16 protein-coding genes are annotated in these 16,510 nt (G+C 68.0%); 13 read left to right on the top strand and 3 right to left on the bottom strand.

The features are described 5' to 3' along the window. Positions 1 to 26: 26 nt before the first annotated feature. The 8 genes from IEX49_RS10280 (at position 27) to rplQ (ending at position 5,374) form a co-directional block, all read left to right on the top strand. A complete protein-coding gene (locus IEX49_RS10280) occupies positions 27 to 662 on the top strand; it encodes an adenylate kinase (protein ID WP_188806059.1) in 636 nt (211 codons plus the stop codon). A gap of 101 nt (positions 663 to 763) precedes the next feature. Then, positions 764 to 1,603 carry a type I methionyl aminopeptidase gene (map, locus tag IEX49_RS10285; protein WP_188806060.1) on the top strand — a complete coding sequence of 280 codons (840 nt, stop codon included), beginning with the start codon at positions 764 to 766 and terminating at the stop codon, positions 1,601 to 1,603. 344 nt (positions 1,604 to 1,947) lie between these two features. Next, positions 1,948 to 2,169 carry a translation initiation factor IF-1 gene (gene infA, locus IEX49_RS10290; protein ID WP_010080397.1) on the top strand — a complete coding sequence of 74 codons (222 nt, stop codon included), beginning with the start codon at positions 1,948 to 1,950 and terminating at the stop codon, positions 2,167 to 2,169. Positions 2,170 to 2,209: 40 nt separating this feature from the next. Then, positions 2,210 to 2,323 (top strand): 50S ribosomal protein L36, encoded by a 114-nt coding sequence (gene rpmJ / locus IEX49_RS10295; protein ID WP_010145295.1) that lies wholly within the window; start codon positions 2,210 to 2,212, stop codon positions 2,321 to 2,323. A gap of 327 nt (positions 2,324 to 2,650) precedes the next feature. Further along, entirely contained in the window at positions 2,651 to 3,019 is a 369-nt protein-coding gene (gene rpsM / locus IEX49_RS10300; protein WP_188806061.1) for a 30S ribosomal protein S13, read from the top strand. 112 nt (positions 3,020 to 3,131) lie between these two features. Next, positions 3,132 to 3,536 carry a 30S ribosomal protein S11 gene (rpsK, locus tag IEX49_RS10305; protein WP_115931872.1) on the top strand — a complete coding sequence of 135 codons (405 nt, stop codon included), beginning with the start codon at positions 3,132 to 3,134 and terminating at the stop codon, positions 3,534 to 3,536. Positions 3,537 to 3,680: 144 nt separating this feature from the next. Next, the gene (locus tag IEX49_RS10310) at positions 3,681 to 4,676 is read left to right on the top strand and encodes a DNA-directed RNA polymerase subunit alpha (protein ID WP_188806062.1); all 996 of its coding nucleotides are present in this window, start codon (positions 3,681 to 3,683) and stop codon (positions 4,674 to 4,676) included. Positions 4,677 to 4,795: 119 nt separating this feature from the next. After that, positions 4,796 to 5,374: a 50S ribosomal protein L17 gene (gene rplQ, locus IEX49_RS10315; protein ID WP_188806063.1), complete on the top strand. Its 579-nt coding sequence runs from the start codon at positions 4,796 to 4,798 to the stop codon at positions 5,372 to 5,374. Between the two features lie 254 nt (positions 5,375 to 5,628). Here the strand turns inward: rplQ and IEX49_RS10320 are convergent, their stop codons facing one another. Continuing rightward, positions 5,629 to 6,549: a CPBP family intramembrane glutamic endopeptidase gene (locus IEX49_RS10320; protein WP_188806064.1), complete on the bottom strand. Its 921-nt coding sequence runs from the start codon at positions 6,547 to 6,549 to the stop codon at positions 5,629 to 5,631. Positions 6,550 to 6,576: 27 nt separating this feature from the next. Between IEX49_RS10320 and truA the strand changes: the two genes are divergently transcribed. Continuing rightward, on the top strand, positions 6,577 to 7,467 hold the full coding sequence (gene truA / locus IEX49_RS10325) for a tRNA pseudouridine(38-40) synthase TruA (RefSeq protein WP_188806065.1): 891 nt from the start codon (positions 6,577 to 6,579) through the stop codon (positions 7,465 to 7,467). Between the two features lie 22 nt (positions 7,468 to 7,489). On the opposite strand, the gene IEX49_RS10330 is transcribed toward truA, so the two are convergent. Then, positions 7,490 to 9,331 carry an HNH endonuclease signature motif containing protein gene (locus tag IEX49_RS10330; RefSeq protein WP_188806066.1) on the bottom strand — a complete coding sequence of 614 codons (1,842 nt, stop codon included), beginning with the start codon at positions 9,329 to 9,331 and terminating at the stop codon, positions 7,490 to 7,492. A gap of 501 nt (positions 9,332 to 9,832) precedes the next feature. Between IEX49_RS10330 and rplM the strand changes: the two genes are divergently transcribed. Next, positions 9,833 to 10,276: a 50S ribosomal protein L13 gene (gene rplM / locus IEX49_RS10335; RefSeq protein ID WP_115931866.1), complete on the top strand. Its 444-nt coding sequence runs from the start codon at positions 9,833 to 9,835 to the stop codon at positions 10,274 to 10,276. 35 nt (positions 10,277 to 10,311) lie between these two features. After that, positions 10,312 to 10,809 carry a 30S ribosomal protein S9 gene (gene rpsI / locus IEX49_RS10340; RefSeq protein ID WP_188806067.1) on the top strand — a complete coding sequence of 166 codons (498 nt, stop codon included), beginning with the start codon at positions 10,312 to 10,314 and terminating at the stop codon, positions 10,807 to 10,809. Positions 10,810 to 11,005: 196 nt separating this feature from the next. On the opposite strand, the gene IEX49_RS10345 is transcribed toward rpsI, so the two are convergent. Then, complete coding sequence (locus IEX49_RS10345) at positions 11,006 to 12,127, bottom strand: peptidoglycan recognition protein family protein (protein ID WP_188806068.1); 1,122 nt, start codon at positions 12,125 to 12,127, stop codon at positions 11,006 to 11,008. Positions 12,128 to 12,770: 643 nt separating this feature from the next. Between IEX49_RS10345 and IEX49_RS10350 the strand changes: the two genes are divergently transcribed. Both IEX49_RS10350 and IEX49_RS10355 read left to right on the top strand, forming a co-directional pair. Beyond that, positions 12,771 to 14,675 carry an ABC transporter transmembrane domain-containing protein gene (locus tag IEX49_RS10350; protein WP_188806069.1) on the top strand — a complete coding sequence of 635 codons (1,905 nt, stop codon included), beginning with the start codon at positions 12,771 to 12,773 and terminating at the stop codon, positions 14,673 to 14,675. Then, a complete protein-coding gene (locus IEX49_RS10355) occupies positions 14,672 to 16,510 on the top strand; it encodes an ABC transporter ATP-binding protein (protein WP_188806070.1) in 1,839 nt (612 codons plus the stop codon). Before IEX49_RS10350 ends, IEX49_RS10355 begins: the two co-directional genes overlap by 4 nt.

Genomic DNA, 16,510 nt, shown 5'->3' on the forward strand with positions numbered 1-16,510 from the left:
ACGCTGATCGACAGTAAGGAATACCTATGACCCGCATGCTGATGATGGGCCCTCCCGGGTCCGGCAAGGGCACCCAGGCTTCCCGTATTGCGGACAAGCTCGGCATCGTGGCCATTTCCACGGGCGACATCTTCCGGGACAACGTCAAGGACATGACGGAGCTCGGCAAGGAAGCCAAGAAGTACATGGACAATGGCGACTTCGTCCCGGACGAGGTCACCAACCGCATGGTCGCCGACCGCATCCGCCAGTCCGACGCCGAGCACGGCTTCCTGCTGGACGGTTACCCGCGCACCGCCGGTCAGGTGGAGGCCCTCGACGGCTTCCTGACGGAGGACGGTCAGGCGCTGACCGTCGTCATCGAGTTGACGGTGCCGGACGAGGAGCTCGTCGCTCGACTGCTCAACCGTGCCGAGACCGAGGGGCGTGCCGACGATACGGCCGAGGTCATCCAGCACCGTCTGGACCTCTACCACCAGCAGACCGAGGCTGTGATCGAGTCCTACGTGTCCCGCGGCATCGTGGCCCGCGTGGACGGCACCGGCCAGATCGACGACATCACCGAGCGCCTGCTCCAGGCCGTGTACTCCGTTCGTGAGCGCACCGGCAACCTCCCCGTGGTCCAGCCGATCGGCCAGGGCGACGGCGAGAACCCCGAGTAATTTCCCTGCGTGATCCATAACCCACGTAGTCCAGAACCCACGTAATCCAGAACCCGAGTAGTCCAGAAGCCGAGTAGCGAAGGATCCGAGAAACCGCTGTGATGAACCGCCGTCAGGTCGAACTGAAGTCCGTCCCGCAGATGCAGACGATGCATCGTGCCGGAATGGTCCTTCACCGCGCCCTGGACGCGGCCGTCGCGGCGGCTGTCCCGGGAACGACGACGGCCGCCGTCGACGCCGTGTTCGCTGCGGTTCTCGAGGAGGCCGGTGCCACGCCGAACTTCCTGGGTTACTACGGCTACCCGGCCACCATCTGCGCCTCGGTCAACGAGGAAGTGGTGCACGGGATCCCGGGGGTGCGCGTCCTGAAGGCGGGGGACGTGTTGAAGATCGACGGTGGCTGCATCATCGACGGCTGGCACTCCGACTCGGCCCGCACGGTCGTTCTCGGCTCCTCGGCAGCTGGCACGGCCGATCCCGAGGACGAGCGGCTGTCCGAGATCACCCGCCAGGCCATGTGGCACGGCATCGCCGCGTTGGCCACGGCCAAGTACGTCGGTGACATCGGAGATGCCATCGATGACTTCGTCTCCTCACAGCCCGGCGCCCCGTTAGGCATCCTGCAGGACTACGTGGGCCACGGCATCGGCACAGCCATGCATCAGGCCCCGGACGTGCTGAACTACCGGTCCCGGCACCGTGGACCCAAGGTCAAGCCGGGGCTGTGCCTGGCGATCGAGCCCATGCTCGTGCGCGGCGGCCTGGCCACGGACGTCCTCGCCGACGACTGGACCGTGGTCACCCGTGACGGGGCCCGCGCCAGCCAGTGGGAGCACTCGGTCGCGCGGCATCGCGGCGGCATCTGGGTGCTGACCATGCCCGACGGCGGCGCGGCCGACCTCGCCCCGCTCGGCGTGGTGCCCGTTCCCATCGGGGAGTAGGGCGCAAGCGTAGAACGCTGCCGTACCTCTTTTTCTGCGGTTCTACCCTCTACCCCCTGTGGCTCTACCCTCTACCCGAAGAGGGGTCAACTCTGACGCGGGTGAATTTCACTTCTGTGTCCGAAGCCAGTAGTATTGCTTGCTGGTTGTCTCTGCGGTGCGCCGTGTTCTCGGGAGTCCCTCTGGAATTCCCGGGGTACCCCTGGATTGCGCCCTGGTGGTCAGCCGGAAACATCCCCGCCTGGTTTCATCCGTCCAACGGACGTGGAGTATTCGAGTCGATTGAGGCCCGGATGCACCGCCCGCGCCGACGCGTGGAGTCTGGCACAACGTAAGTGGAGGACATGGCTAAGAAGGAAGGTGTCATCGAGGTCGAGGGCACGGTCAGTGAAGCATTGCCGAACGCAATGTTCCGCGTCCGTCTGCAGAACGAGCATGTTGTTCTGGCCACGATCTCGGGAAAGATGCGTCAGCACTACATCCGAATCCTCCCCGAGGACCGGGTCGTCGTGGAACTTAGCCCGTACGACCTCAATCGGGGTCGTATCGTGTACCGCTACAAGTAAACCCATCCACCACTAAACAGCAAGCGCTGGAGGAGGAACCATGAAGGTTCAGCCGAGCGTGAAGCGGATCTGTGACAAGTGCCAGGTGGTGCGCCGTAAGGGCCGCGTCCTGGTGATCTGCGAGAACCCACGCCACAAGCAGCGCCAGGGCTGACCTCGTCTTTCGACGGGATCGTCCACGCGCAGCACCCTCAGGTCGACCGGAGCACAACCGGATGACCAGGTCCAACCGGACCAAACAGCAGCACAGCCGGAATCCACGGATTCCTGCCTGAACCCCTCCGGGTCCAGCAGGGGCCGAGGTGGACGGCAACCCCTGGACGCAAGGGCCGGGGACCCGAACCGCGGCAACGCCGGTCGGCGGAATGAAACTCCGGAACTTCGCCGGAACCGTCACCAGGGCACCGCAGGGAAGAGATTCCCGGGGGAGGGGACGTGCTGGTGCAGACCTTTGCTTCAGAAGAACAAGGAGGACGGCCATATGGCACGTCTAGCAGGCGTCGACATCCCGCGCGAAAAGCGCGTCGTCATCGCTCTCACGTACATCTTCGGTGTGGGCCAGACCCGCTCCGAGCAGGCCATTGAAGCGACGGGCATCGACCCGAACACTCGCGTCAAGGACCTGACCGACGAACAGCTGGTTGCCCTGCGCGACTACATCGAGGCCAACTTCAAGGTGGAGGGTGACCTGCGCCGCGAGGTGGCAGCCGACATCCGCCGCAAGGTCGAGATCGGCTCCTACCAGGGCATCCGCCACCGCCGCGGCATGCCTGTGCACGGCCAGCGCACGAAGACCAACGCCCGTACCCGCAAGGGCCCGAAGAAGACTGTCGCCGGCAAGAAGAAGTAGTCACCCGGAACGGGACGGCCTCCGCGCCGCATTCCCGATTCACGGTTGCCTCCGGCTTCTCCCCAGCAAGACAGTCACTTCCGCACAACACCAGCTTTCGTAGGAGAGACACATGCCCCCCAAGACACGTGCTGCGGTCACCCGCAAGCCTCGTCGCAAGGACAAGAAGAACATCACTGTGGGCCAGGCCCACATCAAGAGCACCTTCAACAACACCATCGTGTCCATCACGGACACCACCGGTGCTGTCATCTCGTGGGCCTCGGCCGGCGATGTGGGATTCAAGGGCTCCCGCAAGTCCACCCCCTATGCCGCACAGATGGCTGCCGAGAAGGCTGCCAAGGCCGCTCAGGAGCACGGACTGCGCAAGGTTGACGTCTTCGTGAAGGGTCCCGGCTCCGGCCGCGAGACCGCGATCCGCTCGCTCCAGGCCGCTGGCCTCGAGGTCGGCTCCATCTCGGACGTCACCCCTTCCGCCCACAACGGTTGCCGCCCGGCCAAGCGCCGCCGCGTCTGACCTCGTACCGAGCGCACGCCCCTCGGCTGGTTCCGGGCCTTTCCGGCCAGCCGGGGCGTGCGCATCGGTGCACTCCCGCCCACCCCATTCGTTTCCACCCATCGTGTGCGTCATATGGCGGACGCTCGCCGAAAGGAAATGTCAGTGCTCATTGCACAGCGCCCCACGCTGACTGAAGAAGTCGTTGCCGACAACCGTTCCCGGTTCATCATCGAACCGCTGGAGCCCGGTTTCGGCTACACCCTCGGAAACTCCCTTCGCCGGACCCTGTTGTCCTCCATCCCGGGCGCTGCTGTCACCAGCATCCGCGTGGATGGGGTGCTGCATGAGTTCAGCACCGTCGCCGGTGTGAAGGAAGACGTCACCGAGGTCATCCTGAACATCAAGAAGCTCTCGGTCTCCTCCGAGCACGATGAGCCCGTGGTCGCCTACCTGCGCAAGCAGGGTCCCGGCGTCGTCACCGCTGCGGACATCACGTCCCCGGCCGGAGTCGAGGTTCACAACCCGGACCTGCACATTGCCACCCTGAACGGCAAGGGCAAGTTCGACATGGAGCTCATCGTCGAGCGTGGCCGCGGCTACGTCACTGCAGCCCAGAACAAGACCGGTGACGCGGAGATCGGCCGGATCCCGGTCGACTCCATCTACTCGCCGGTCCTGAAGGTCACCTTCAAGGTCGAGGCCACCCGCGTGGAGCAGCGCACCGACTTCGATCGCCTCATCCTCGACGTCGAGACCAAGGAGTCCATGCTTCCGCGTGACGCCGTGGCCTCTGCCGGCACCACCCTGGTGGAGCTCTTCGGCCTGGCCCGTGAGCTGAACCTGGAGGCCGAAGGCATCGAGATCGGCCCGAGCCCGACGGACACCACGGTGGCCGCCGATATGGCACTGCCGATCGAAGACCTGGAAATGACCGTGCGCTCCTACAACTGCCTGAAGCGCGAGGGCATCCACACCGTTGGCGAGCTCGTTGCTCGCTCCGAGGCCGATCTCATGGACATCCGGAACTTCGGAGCCAAGTCCAACGACGAGGTCAAGGAAAAGCTGACCGAACTGGGTCTGTCCCTGAAGGACTCCCCGGCTGGCTATGACCCCTCGCTGCACTCCCAGGAGTCCGAGGAGTCCTACGGCGAGTACTGAGCCGTGAACCGGGATCGGGCTTCGGCCGGGTCTTGAGTCACTCTCTTCACTCGCTGTACCACCACCAATAGTGTCCTGATGGCCGGCAGCCGTCAGGGTCCATCTGAGGAGAAACACCAATGCCTACCCCCACTAAGGGACCGCGCCTGGGCGGCGGCCCTGCCCACGAGCGGATCATGCTGGCCAACCTGTCGGCCAACCTGTTCGAGCACAAGAAGATCACCACGACGGTGACCAAGGCCAAGCGCCTGCGTCCCTTCGCCGAGCGTCTGATCACCTTCGCCAAGAAGGGCGATCTGGCGTCGCGTCGCAAGGTCCAGGGCATCATCTCGGCCAAGAACCGAACCAACAAGACCATCGTGCACGAGCTGTTCACGGTGATCGGCCCGGCCATGGCCGAGCGCGAGGGTGGCTACACCCGGATCACCAAGATCGGCAACCGTCACGGCGACAACGCCCCGATGGCGGTCATCGAGCTCGTCATGGAGCCGGTGTCCCCGAAGCAGGCTGTGGTCAAGGAGGCCGAGAAGGCCGCCGAGACCGCTGCGCCGGCTGAGGCCCCCGTGGCCGAGGCTGAGGTCGCTGAGACCGAGGCTGCCGACGCTCCGGCCGCCGAGGCTCCGGCTGCTGAGGCTCCGGCTGCTGAAGCCGAAGCCGCTGAGGCACCTGCCGCTGAGGAGAAGACCGAAGAGAAGTGATCTTCTCGGTCTGAACCGGCTGTCTGCAGAGGATTCTCCAGACACCATCTGGACGACCCGTTCCGACGCACATCACGTGCGGAGGGACGGGTCGTTGGGTTTAACGGTCGCGTCGTTGGAGCGTGGGCTGCCCGCCGGAACCCGAGGCGGGGTACGGATCGCTGCAGGTAGGCAGGCAAGCAGGCAGGCAGGCAGGCAGCGAGGGCCAGGGCAGACGAATACAGGACAGGCGGCAAGGGGTGGGTCGGAGGACATCAGAGGAGCCCGGACGTCAGCAGGAAGATGGCGCCGCCGTGTGCCACGGTCGCCCCGAGGACGCCGTGACGCATCGCGATGACGGCGCAGACGAGTCCTTCGAACAGGGTGAAGGCGAGCAGCGGCCACCCCACGCCGGTGAGGTTGTAGGCGAGGAACAGGTGCCCGGCGGCAAAGATCAGGGCTGAGAGCAGTGCTGCGCGCCAGCGGCCGGACCGCCCTGGCAGGTGGTCCTCCAGGTGGGCCTGGAGAAAGCCGCGGAACAGGACCTCCTCCACCAGGTTTCCGCACAGGGCGAAGACAGCCAGCAGGACCACCACGCCGGCGGCCCCCGTCCCGCCGCGCTGCTCTACCGGAACCAAGGGACGGGCCAAGGGGGTGCCGTCCAGGATGGGGAACCACTCGACCAGAGTGCCGTGAAGGTACAGGAAGGGCAGCGCGATCACCACGACGCCCACCAGGCCTACGAGTGCTGAGGTCCACCATCGTGGCCCCGTCCACAGGACGATCCACCGCAGGTCCCGGCACGCGAAGACGATCGCAGCTGCGAGTGCCAGCGACGCCACGGTCATCACCAGAAGGGCAACCGGGTCGTCAGTGAAGCGCAACCACAGAACGGGCAGCTCGAACGAATCCGCTGACGACGAGGTGCCGGACGGACCCACCATGCCGGACGGACCCACCATGCCGGACGGACCCACCATGCCGGACGGGCCAACCGTGCCGGACGGACCCACCATGCCGAACGTCCACAGCCCATGGGGGCTCATTGCATCGCGGACGAAGATGAACCCGAGGACCAGGAGGAGGATTCGCACCCCGTGCGCCTGCCGCGGCAGCAGGGCCACGATGATGCCGATCAGCGCCACCCCGGGCAGCACGTTCAACAGATAGGCCACCCACGGCGCAAGGTTCTCCATTCTGTCCATTCTGGCCCGGGATTTAGAATGATCCCCATGCCCACGCCGTCTGATCCCGCCCTTGTCCGTGTCCGGATGGACCTGGCCTATGACGGCACCGACTACAGGGGGTGGGCCACTCAGCCGGGGCTGCCGACCGTTCAGGGCGTCCTCGAGGACGGGCTGGCCACCATCATGCGCCGCCCCGTTCGCACCGTGGTCGCCGGTCGCACCGATGCCGGGGTGCACGCCCGTGGTCAGGTGGTGCACTTCGATCTGACGGAGGCCGAATGGAAGGCGGTGACACGGAATCCGGACGAGGCCGGGCCGGCGTCGACCTTGGTGCGGCGTCTCAGCGGCGCTCTGAGCCGCGAACGGGGTGCGCTGGTGGTGACGGGGGCGTCCTTGGCACCCGAGGGCTTTGATGCGCGGTTCTCGGCATTGTGGCGCTCGTACCGGTACGCCATCAGCGACTCCTCCGAGACGCGAGACCCGCTGAACCGTCGATCCACGTACTGGCACAAGGAACCGCTGGATGCCGAGCTGATGGACGCCGAAGCGAAAGCCGTGCTCGGTCTCCACGACTTCTTGACCTTCTGCAAGCCACGGGACGGCGCCACAACCATCCGTGAACTGCAGGACTTCGGTTTCACCCGCGACGGGAAATCCGGACTGATCACCGCCCGACTGCAGGCCGACGCGTTCTGTCACAACATGGTCCGTGCCCTCGTGGCGGCCGTCGTTCAGGTGGGGGAGGGGCGCCATCCTGCAGGCTGGGTCAGCGAACGTCTGGAGGCCATGGTCCGGGACTCGCAGACGCGGCTCGCACCGCCGCACGCCTTGGTCCTGGAGCACGTCGAATACCCCGACGTCGGATCCGATCCCCGTGCTCTGGCCGCCCGCGCCGCTGGGACACGGGCGCGTCGGACCGTTGTGTAATTGCTGGCCGAGATCCATGGGTCTATCTCCGCCAGAACCGATTGCGCTGTGGTTGTCGACGTGGATCAAGATAGGGGGCCGGTATGAACCAGGGCCGGCCGGAGGCCATGTCGATGTCCCATGCGCCGGCGTGGACGGCGTGATGGTGGTGGTTGCAGAGTAGAGCCCCGTTGTCGACGGAGGTGGGTCCGCCGTGTTCCCAGTGTTCGACATGGTGCACGTCGCACCACGGCGCCGGGATCCAACAGCCGGGTGCGGCGCAGCCTCCATCGCGGGCAGCGATCGCCTGCCGGAGCCGGGCGGGGAAGAGACGCTGCGCGCGGCCGACGTCGAGCACCTCGCTGCTCGATCCGAGCACCACCGGCAGGATGTCCGCATCACAGGCCATGGCCCGAATCGTGGCGGGGTGGATCGGACCGGTGAACGTTGCTGAGGACTCGAACTGGAGGAGGTCTTCAGCGGTGACCGTGCCGGCTTTCTCCAGATCGCCCAGCAACGTGTGGAAGTCGATCAGGACCGAGACCTGGGGGCGGGTGCCACCCGTCGAGGGAAGCTGATCCGACTCGATCATGGCCAGGCCGCCGGCGATGCACGCCATCAGCCCGTCGAGTTGTTTCTGTTGGGTTGAGCGCGGGTCGACGGCCGTGACCGCCGTCAAGGAACCGTCCTCTTCGGACTGGACCTCCGCCGTCAACAGCTGATCCAAACGCTCGCTCCCAGGGACGCCACCGTCCGCGTCCTCCATCGACTGGCCGCGGTAGGGCGCACGGGGATTGGTGGCGGCGTTCGCCACCGTCAGCAGGTACTCGTTCTGTTCATCGTTGACCGCGAGCAGCCACTGGTGCAGTCCATTGCGATGACCCTTGCGGATCAGGCCCTGTAGCTGGGGCAGCGTGGCGTCGTTCGGCTCGGCGCCGTCGGGATCCAGGGCCCCTTCGGCCCACTGCAGCCAATGGGCCGCGACTTTGCGCAGCGTGCCCGGGTCCACGGACTCGGCCTGCGCCACCAGGCGTTCCTCGCCGTCATCCAGGAGGTCGGAGACGCCCTGTGGATCGGCCCCCACGCGACGGGCCATCTGCCGGACGTTGTCCAAGGCCGTGGTGATGATGTCCACGGCGGCACGGTCCAATTTTCCCTCGTGGACGACGGCGGACAGTCGGGGGAGGACGGGAGGCAGGGGCTCGCCGGACAGCGTGCGGGTCGGCCGCAGGGTGGCCGCCCAACGCGTCCGGCGCCGGGCTTCGGTGCCGTCGATCCGCAGAGCGAGCTTGAGGTAATCGGTTGCATCTCGGAAGGCGGTCTTCCCTTGAGGGAGTCCGAGAAGGCGATGGCGTTCTGGTGGATTGTCGAAGGCGTCCACCGTGTGTCCCGTCAAGGTCATCTGGGCCGTCGCCACGGATCGCCCCACGGTCTCCAGAACCTGGTGCAGCATCGGGAGGGTGACAGCTGTGGGATGAACGGCAGCTTCCGCGCTCATGGCAGGGGCCGGGACAGAGGCAGAAGCAGAGGCAGAGGCGGAGTCCAGCCCTGGTTCCGCGTCCGGATCCGGCTCGTCGGGAAGGACGGACAGCATGGCTCCCCAGTCCCGACCGCCACTGTCATCGGGGGCAGTCATGGCGGTCAACTCGCGCAAGACGTCGGGACCGGAGAGCCGATGCACCACGGCTCTGGTGGCCTCCTGCAACAAGGCCGTCAGGTGACCGAGCGGGAGCTCGTCCAGAGAAGGGAGTGGGGCGGTCCCTGAACCATGATCGTCCACATCCTGGTGCTCGTCCTTGTGCTCGTCCTTGTGCTGGCTCTTGTGTTCGTCCTTGTGTTCGTCCTGGCGCTCCAGTCCGTCTTGGTACTCGTGTTCGTCGGTCATTCCCGCCCTCCTTTCCCTGACTTGCTTTCCCGTACCTGTTCGCCGCGACTGGTGGGAGTGGCTGCTGATCTCCCGCTTGCCATATGGGAACAGGTGTTCGAATAAGTCCATTCGATCACACCCTGCGGACACCGAAAAGGGCTTCTGGAAATCTGTGGATGACACGCCGTGATCAGTCATCTGTGGAGGAGCCCGCCACACTTCACTCCCCCCGATGCCCCCTGATTCCCCCTGATTTCCAGCTGCTTTGCCCCTACTGCGCGGACACGGTAGTATTGACCTTCGTTGTGCGTGTCCTTTCCCGGATTCGCTGTACCCTCGGGTGGCCTGGTTGCATGGTCGCAATAGCCCAGGGCGCCGCCGGGAAGCTTTCGGACCCGGCCTCACTCCAGTCCTCACCTGGCGTACCGGCTGCGCACCGATGAACTCAGTGACTGGCCCACGGACTCACCGCCGCGGGCCGGGAATCTGTAACCGACACCGAACACGAAGGCAAACAACGTGCGTACGTACACCCCGAAGCCCGGCGATGCCGACCGCCAGTGGCACGTCATTGACGCCACTGATGTCGTGCTGGGTCGTCTTGCCAGCCAGACCGCAACACTGCTGCGCGGAAAGCACAAGCCGACCTTCGCCCCCCACATGGACATGGGCGATTTCGTCATCATCATCAACGCCGAGAAGGTGGCCCTGACCGGCGCCAAACTCGAGAAGAAGCGCGCCTACCGCCACTCCGGTTTCCCGGGTGGTCTCTCCTCTGTCTCCTACGCGGAGCTGCTGGAGAAGAACCCGGTGCGCGCCGTGGAGAAGGCCGTCCGCGGCATGCTCCCGAAGAACTCCCTCGCCGCTGAGCAGCTGCACAAGCTCAAGGTGTACCGCGGTGCCGAGCACCCCCACACCGCCCAGCAGCCCAAGACGTACGAAATCGGCCAGGTCGCCCAGTAACGGGTCAGCACCACCACAATCTTTCAAGGAGAACCATGACTCTCAATGAGAATGAGTCCACCGAGGAAGTGGAGCTGACCAGCTACACCTCCGAGTCCACCAATGCCCCCGAGACCGTTGCTGTCGCTGAGCGCCCCGCGCTGACCGTCGGCGGCGGCGCCGTGGGTCGCCGCAAGCAGGCCATCGCCCGCGTGCGCCTGGTCCCGGGCTCCGGCGCCTGGACCATCAACGGCCGCAGCCTCGAGAACTACTTCCCGAACAAGCTGCACCAGCAGGAAGTCAACGATCCGTTCAAGCTCCTCGAGCTCGAGGGTGCCTACGACGTCATCGTGCGCATCACCGGCGGCGGCCCCTCCGGCCAGTCCGGTGCCGTGCGCCTCGGTGTCGCCCGCGCCCTGAACGAGATCGACCGCGAGAACAACCGCGCCGCTCTCAAGAAGGCTGGCTTCCTGACCCGTGACGCCCGCGTCGTCGAGCGCAAGAAGGCCGGCCTCAAGAAGGCCCGCAAGGCCTCGCAGTTCTCGAAGCGCTGATCTTCACGCTGCCCCTGGTGGGTGGGACCGCTTCGGCGGTTTCGCCCAGCATGCAGTAGCGCAGGAGCAATCCCGCGCACGACGCCGGCCGGTCACCCGCCGAGCGTCAGCCCACGGAACCCCGTGGTCCCGTTCCCTTCGTGGAACCGCGGCCACGGGGTTTTGTCTTGCCCGCGAGGCGCCTACTCCCGGTAGGCTACTGCCCGTGCTTCAGGGCGGCCCATGTCTCGGCGCCGGCCACCCCGTCCACGGTCAGCCCGCGGGCCTTCTGATAGGCGGAGACGGCGGCCTCCGTCTGGTCCCCGAAGAGGCCGTCGGTGGCCAGGTCGACGCCGCTGGAGGCCTTGAGGCCTCGCTGCAGGTACTCGACCTCGGTGCCGCTGTCCCCGGAAGTCACGGTCGATCCGGCGGCGTGGTGCGTCGCGAGGGCTCCCCAGGTCCGTGGGCCGGCGATGCCGTCCACGCCCGTGCCGAGCAACGACTGGTACTCGCGCAGGGCCTTCTCGGTCGCGGGGCCGAAGACACCGTCAGCCACGCCGGGATCGTGGCCGATGACATCGAGGGTGACCTGGACCCGGCGCACGGCATCGCCTTCGTCACCGAGGCGGACGGTGGGGTAGTCGCCGGAGGGGCCCGAGCCGCCGTCGACCCCGTTGGCGAGCGCCGAGGCCACCTCAGCACGCAGGGCGGAGAGCTTGCCGTAGAAGGCGTCCCCGCAGCACAGGGTCTGGGCGCCGGGCACGTCCCGGTGGGCGATGATCCGGTCCACGTGAAGACCGTACCGCTGGCAGATGTAGGCGCTGAGGTGCACCAGCGAGCTCCACTGGGCGTCCGTCGGGACGTCGTTGGTGTACATCCCGTCGACCTCGATGCCCACCGACTGGTCGTTGAAGCCGTAGGCGTGTGCGCCCTCGATGAAGCGGGTCCCGTCCACCACGGCGTCGAGCGAGCCGTGCCGGCCCTCGAGCATCTGGCCGCCGCGGGCGATGGTGAACTGCTGCCCCGTGTCCGCCCAGCCGTTCGTCATGTGGTTCCGCTGGATCAGCCGGGCCACCTCCTTGGCGGCGGCATTGGAGAAGTCGTCCGAGTTCACGTGCGTGGTGTGGTGGATGACCAAGTGCGTCGGCCGGCGCGTGAGGATGGGGAGCGAACCCTGGGCGGCCGAGGCGCCCCAGTCGTTCGTGGACATGATGTCCGGGCGGCTCACGGTGGCGGCGAACGCCGGTGTGGTGGAGGCGGAGACCGCGGTCCCGAACGCGATGACGCCGCCCAGGGCGGCAGTGCCCTGCAGCAGCCGTCGTCGGGACAAGCGAGACACGCGGGACAAGCGTGCCGGCCGGGAGGGCCCGGGCACGGCCGCGGGCGCGGACGCGGATGCGGCTGCGGCTGCAGCTGTGGGCGAGGGTGTGGATGCGGGTGTGGACGCGGCTGCGGGCACTGGTGCGGTGATGTGGTCTGTCACGTCAGGCTCCATTCAGGACGGCTCGCCCTCTCGCGGGGGACTGCCGGGGAAGCACGCGAGGGACGGACCGCTGGTGGTGGTCGACTTGAGACGGTGCCCCCACCGTACGCACGTGATCTACGTCAAACCCCGGAGAAACGCCGACGCCGGCCCGGTCCTGCTTGGCATCGGCTCGGTACTCCCTGCCTGCCCCGCTGCGCCCGCCAGTTCATCCTGGCCATCCCTGCCGGCCCGCGCGCGCACCGGTGACGGCTGAATCCACCGATGTCACCGCCCGGGCGACTCCATACGACAATGGACAGATTGGCCATCACCCCCAAGGAGTCCGAGCATGTCGACATCGCCTGATCCGCAGGCTTCTCAGGCTCCTCAGGCTGTACTCACCACCCGGCCGCCCGGCACCAAACCGCCCGCCACCAAACCACCCGCCACCGCCGGCCGACTGCTGTGGCGCGCGATCCGCCGTCGTCGGGGACGGGTGGCGGGGAGCCTGACTCTGATGACGCTGTGGCAGGTGTGCGAGGCCTTCGTGCCGATCGCCATCGGGATCATCGTGGACGTGGCGATTGTCCCTCTGGACGGGCGGGCGATGCTCCTGTCCCTGCTCGGGATCGCGGCGCTGTTCACCGTGCTCTCCCTGGGCTACCGCTTCGGCGCCCGGCTCGCCAACACCGCGCTGCATCACGAGGCCCACGCGCTGCGGGTGGAGGTCGCCGAGGTGCCGCTCGCCTCCGGGGCCGTGGCAGCCCGGTCCAACGCCGGCGAGATCCTGTCCCTGTCCTCGGCGGACGCGGACGTCACCGCCCAGGTGTTCCGGCAGATCGCCGGCGGCGGCTCCGCGATCATCGGCCTCGTGGCGGTCTCGGTGTACCTGCTGGCCACGGACGTGATGGTCGGCCTCGTGGTGCTGGTGGGCGTGCCGCTCAGCCTGCTGCTCGTGGCCCTGGCCTCCCGCTCCATCTCACGGCACTCCACCGCGCAGCAGGAGGCGATCGGCCTGGCCAGCCGCCGGGCCGGTGACATCCTGGCTGGGTTGCGGGTCCTCAGCGCCGGAGGCGGTGAGCGCTGGGCGAGCGCGCACTACCGGGAGGCGTCGCAGCGGGCCGGTCGGGCCGGCGTCGTGACGGCTGAGCGCAGCGGGCGGCTGGAGGCGATCGGCGCCCTCGGCACTGCCCTGGTGCTGGCCCTGGTACTGGTGGTGGCCGGCCAGCGCGTGCTGTCCGGGGACCTGGCGATCGGCGCCCTGGTCTCGGTGGTCGGGGTCGCGGTGTTCTTCCAGGAGCCGGTGCGCACCATCACGGACATGATCGGTGCGTTCGCCCGCTCTCACGGCGCGGCCCGGCGGATCGCGGACTTCCTCACCGCGGTTCCGGCCGAAGACACCGGTGACGAGGTCCCGGAGACGGCGGGACTGCGCATCACCGGTCTGGCGCTGGTCACGCCTCCCGAGCACGACGCCGGCTCCCCGGCCGAGCGCGATGGACAGGTTCCGGTGAAGGAAGGTGTCCAGCGCGGTGGTGCGCTCCGGCTGGATCGGTCAGCCCGGCTCGACCTGTCATCCCGGCCAAATCTGTCATCTCAGCTGAACCTGGAGGTGCCGCCGGGCCGCTTCCTGGGACTGGTGGTGGACGATCCGGCCCAGGCCGAGACCATCCTGCAGGCCGTGGATGGTCTGGGGGACCAAGCCGGAACGGTGCTGATCGGTGGGCATCCGCGCAGTCGCCTGGTGCCACGGCTGGCCGACCACCTGGTGGTGGCGCCGCACCGGGTGGACCTGTTCGCCGGCACCGTGCGTTCGAACATCATCCTGCACCACGACGAGGGGTCGGGCCGCTCACACGCAGCCACACACCGTGCCCAGGCCACACACCGTGCCCGGGTCGCCATCGAGCTCCCGGACCGTGGGGGCTCCCAGATCGATCCGGCGGTGCTGGCGGCCGCGGGCGTCACCGAGATCATCGGCCATTTCGCGGACGGACTGGAGCACCGGGTGGACGAGGGCGGCCGCAACCTCTCCGGCGGCCAGCGTCAGCGCTTGGCCCTCGCCCGCGCTCTGCACGCCGATCCGGAGGTGCTCATCCTGCACGAGCCGACCAGCGCGGTGGATGCCGTCACCGAGTTCCAGATCGCCCAGGCCGTGAAGTCGCTGCGCTCCGAGGCCGCCGCCGGGAATCGCGCTGAGAACGGCTCCGGATCCGCCACCACACGCCCCGGCCCACGCACCGGCACACGCACCGGCCCGTTCACAGGCCCACGCACCACCGTGGTGGTGACCTCATCGCCGGCCTTCCTCACCGTCGCGGACACCGTGGTGCACGTGCACAGGGACGGCGCCACCTCCACCGGAACGCATCACTCCCTGCTGGAGACCTCGGATGACTACCGGATGGCGGTGGCCCGATGACTGTTCAGAGTGTGGACACCGCCCAGCCGTTGGCCCTTCCCCTGGCTCGGCCGAGAGAATCCTTCCGCCTGCTCTGGCGGAACACCCGCGGCCAACGCTCGTTCGTGTGGCTGGTGGGGATCGCGGGCCTGCTGGCCGCCGTCGCCGGCCTGGTGGCACCGTGGATGATCGGCTGGCTCGTGGACGTCCTGCTGGCCGCCGGAGTCGGCGGAGCCGAGCAGACCCCGGCTGCTGCTGACGCTGACGCGGCTGCAGGTACTGCCGGTGGCCCTGGTGCCAACGCCCCCGCCGCTGCCGTGTGGTGGGCCGCGGCCGCCGTGGCTGGAGCGGGCCTCATCGCCGCCGCCTGCGCCTGGGCCGGCCAGGCCTGGCTGGCCCGTGCCGCCGAGCCCACGGTGGCGGGGCTGCGCGAGGCCGTGATGGACCGGGCCCTGCGGATCGGCTCCTCGCGGCTGGACGGCACCGAGACCGGCGATCTGGTGTCCCGGGTGGCCGAGGACGCCCGTGAGGTCAGCCAGGCGGCCACCACGGTGGTGCCGCTGGTGGTGCAGTCGCTGTTCACGGTCGTGGTCTCGGCCGCGGGCCTGGCCGCCGTCGACTGGAGGCTCGGGCTCGTGGGACTGCTGGCCATCCCGATGTACTGGACCACCCTGCGCTGGTATCTGCCCCGTTCCGGGCCGATCTACCGGGAGGAACGGGCCGCTTTCGGCACCCGCGCCTCCCGGCTGCTGGGCGGGATCACCGGCGCCCGGACCCTGCGCGCCTACGACGCCCAGGGCCCGGAACTCGAGCGCATCCACGCCGCCTCTGCTCAGGCCCGCGACCTCTCCATCGGGGTGTTCGGCTTCCTCACCCGCGCGTTCAGCCGGAACAACCGGGCCGAGGCCGTGGTGCTCGGGGCCATCCTGGGTGCCGGGTTCCTGCTCGTCTCCGCCGGATACATCACCGCCGGCGCCGTGACCACGGCGGCCCTGCTGTTCCACCGGCTGTTCAACCCGATCGGGGCACTCGTCGGCATGTTCGACCAGGTCCAGTCCGCCGGCGCCTCACTGGCCCGGATGGCCGGCGTCGTCTCCCTGCCGGTACCCGAGCGCACCGCGCGGCTGCACGGCGGCACGCTGGAACTGGCCGACGTCTCCCACACCTACGACGACGGCACCCCCGCCCTGCACGACGTCCACCTGACGATTGGGCCGGGGGAGGTGGTGGCCGTCGTCGGGACCACCGGGGCGGGCAAGTCCACGCTGGCGCAGATCGCAGCGGGACTGGTGGCACCGACGTCCGGGACGGCGCGACTGGGTGGGGTTGAGCTGGTCGAGGCCGATCCGGGCAGCCTGCGCGAGCACATCACCATGGTCTTCCAGGAGGTGCACGGCTTCGCCACCACGGTGGCCGAGAATTTGAGGGTGGCCCGGCCGGAGGCTGATCGAACAACACTGGAGGCGGCCCTCGAGTCCGTGGGGGCCGGCTGGGTGGCGCACCTACCGCAGGGCCTGGACACCGAGGTCGGGGAGGGCGGCTACCGGCTGGATCCCATGCAGCTGCAGATGCTCGCCCTGGCCCGGGTGGCGCTCGCCGACCCGCAGCTGGTGGTGCTAGACGAGGCCACGGCGGAGGCCAGCTCGGCCGGAGCCCGCCGGCTGGACATCGCCGCGGTCCGGGTACTGGAAGGCCGTAGCGGGCTGGTGGTGGCGCACCGGCTCAGCCAGGCCGTGGCCGCAGACCGGATCCTGGTGATGTCAGCCGGGCGGATCGTGGAGACCGGGACCCACGAGGAGTTGCGGGCGGCCGGCGGGCACTACGCAGAGCTGTCCCGCGCCTGGTTCGGCGGCTGA

Source organism: Citricoccus zhacaiensis, from assembly GCF_014645315.1.
Classification (GTDB): domain Bacteria; phylum Actinomycetota; class Actinomycetes; order Actinomycetales; family Micrococcaceae; genus Citricoccus; species Citricoccus zhacaiensis.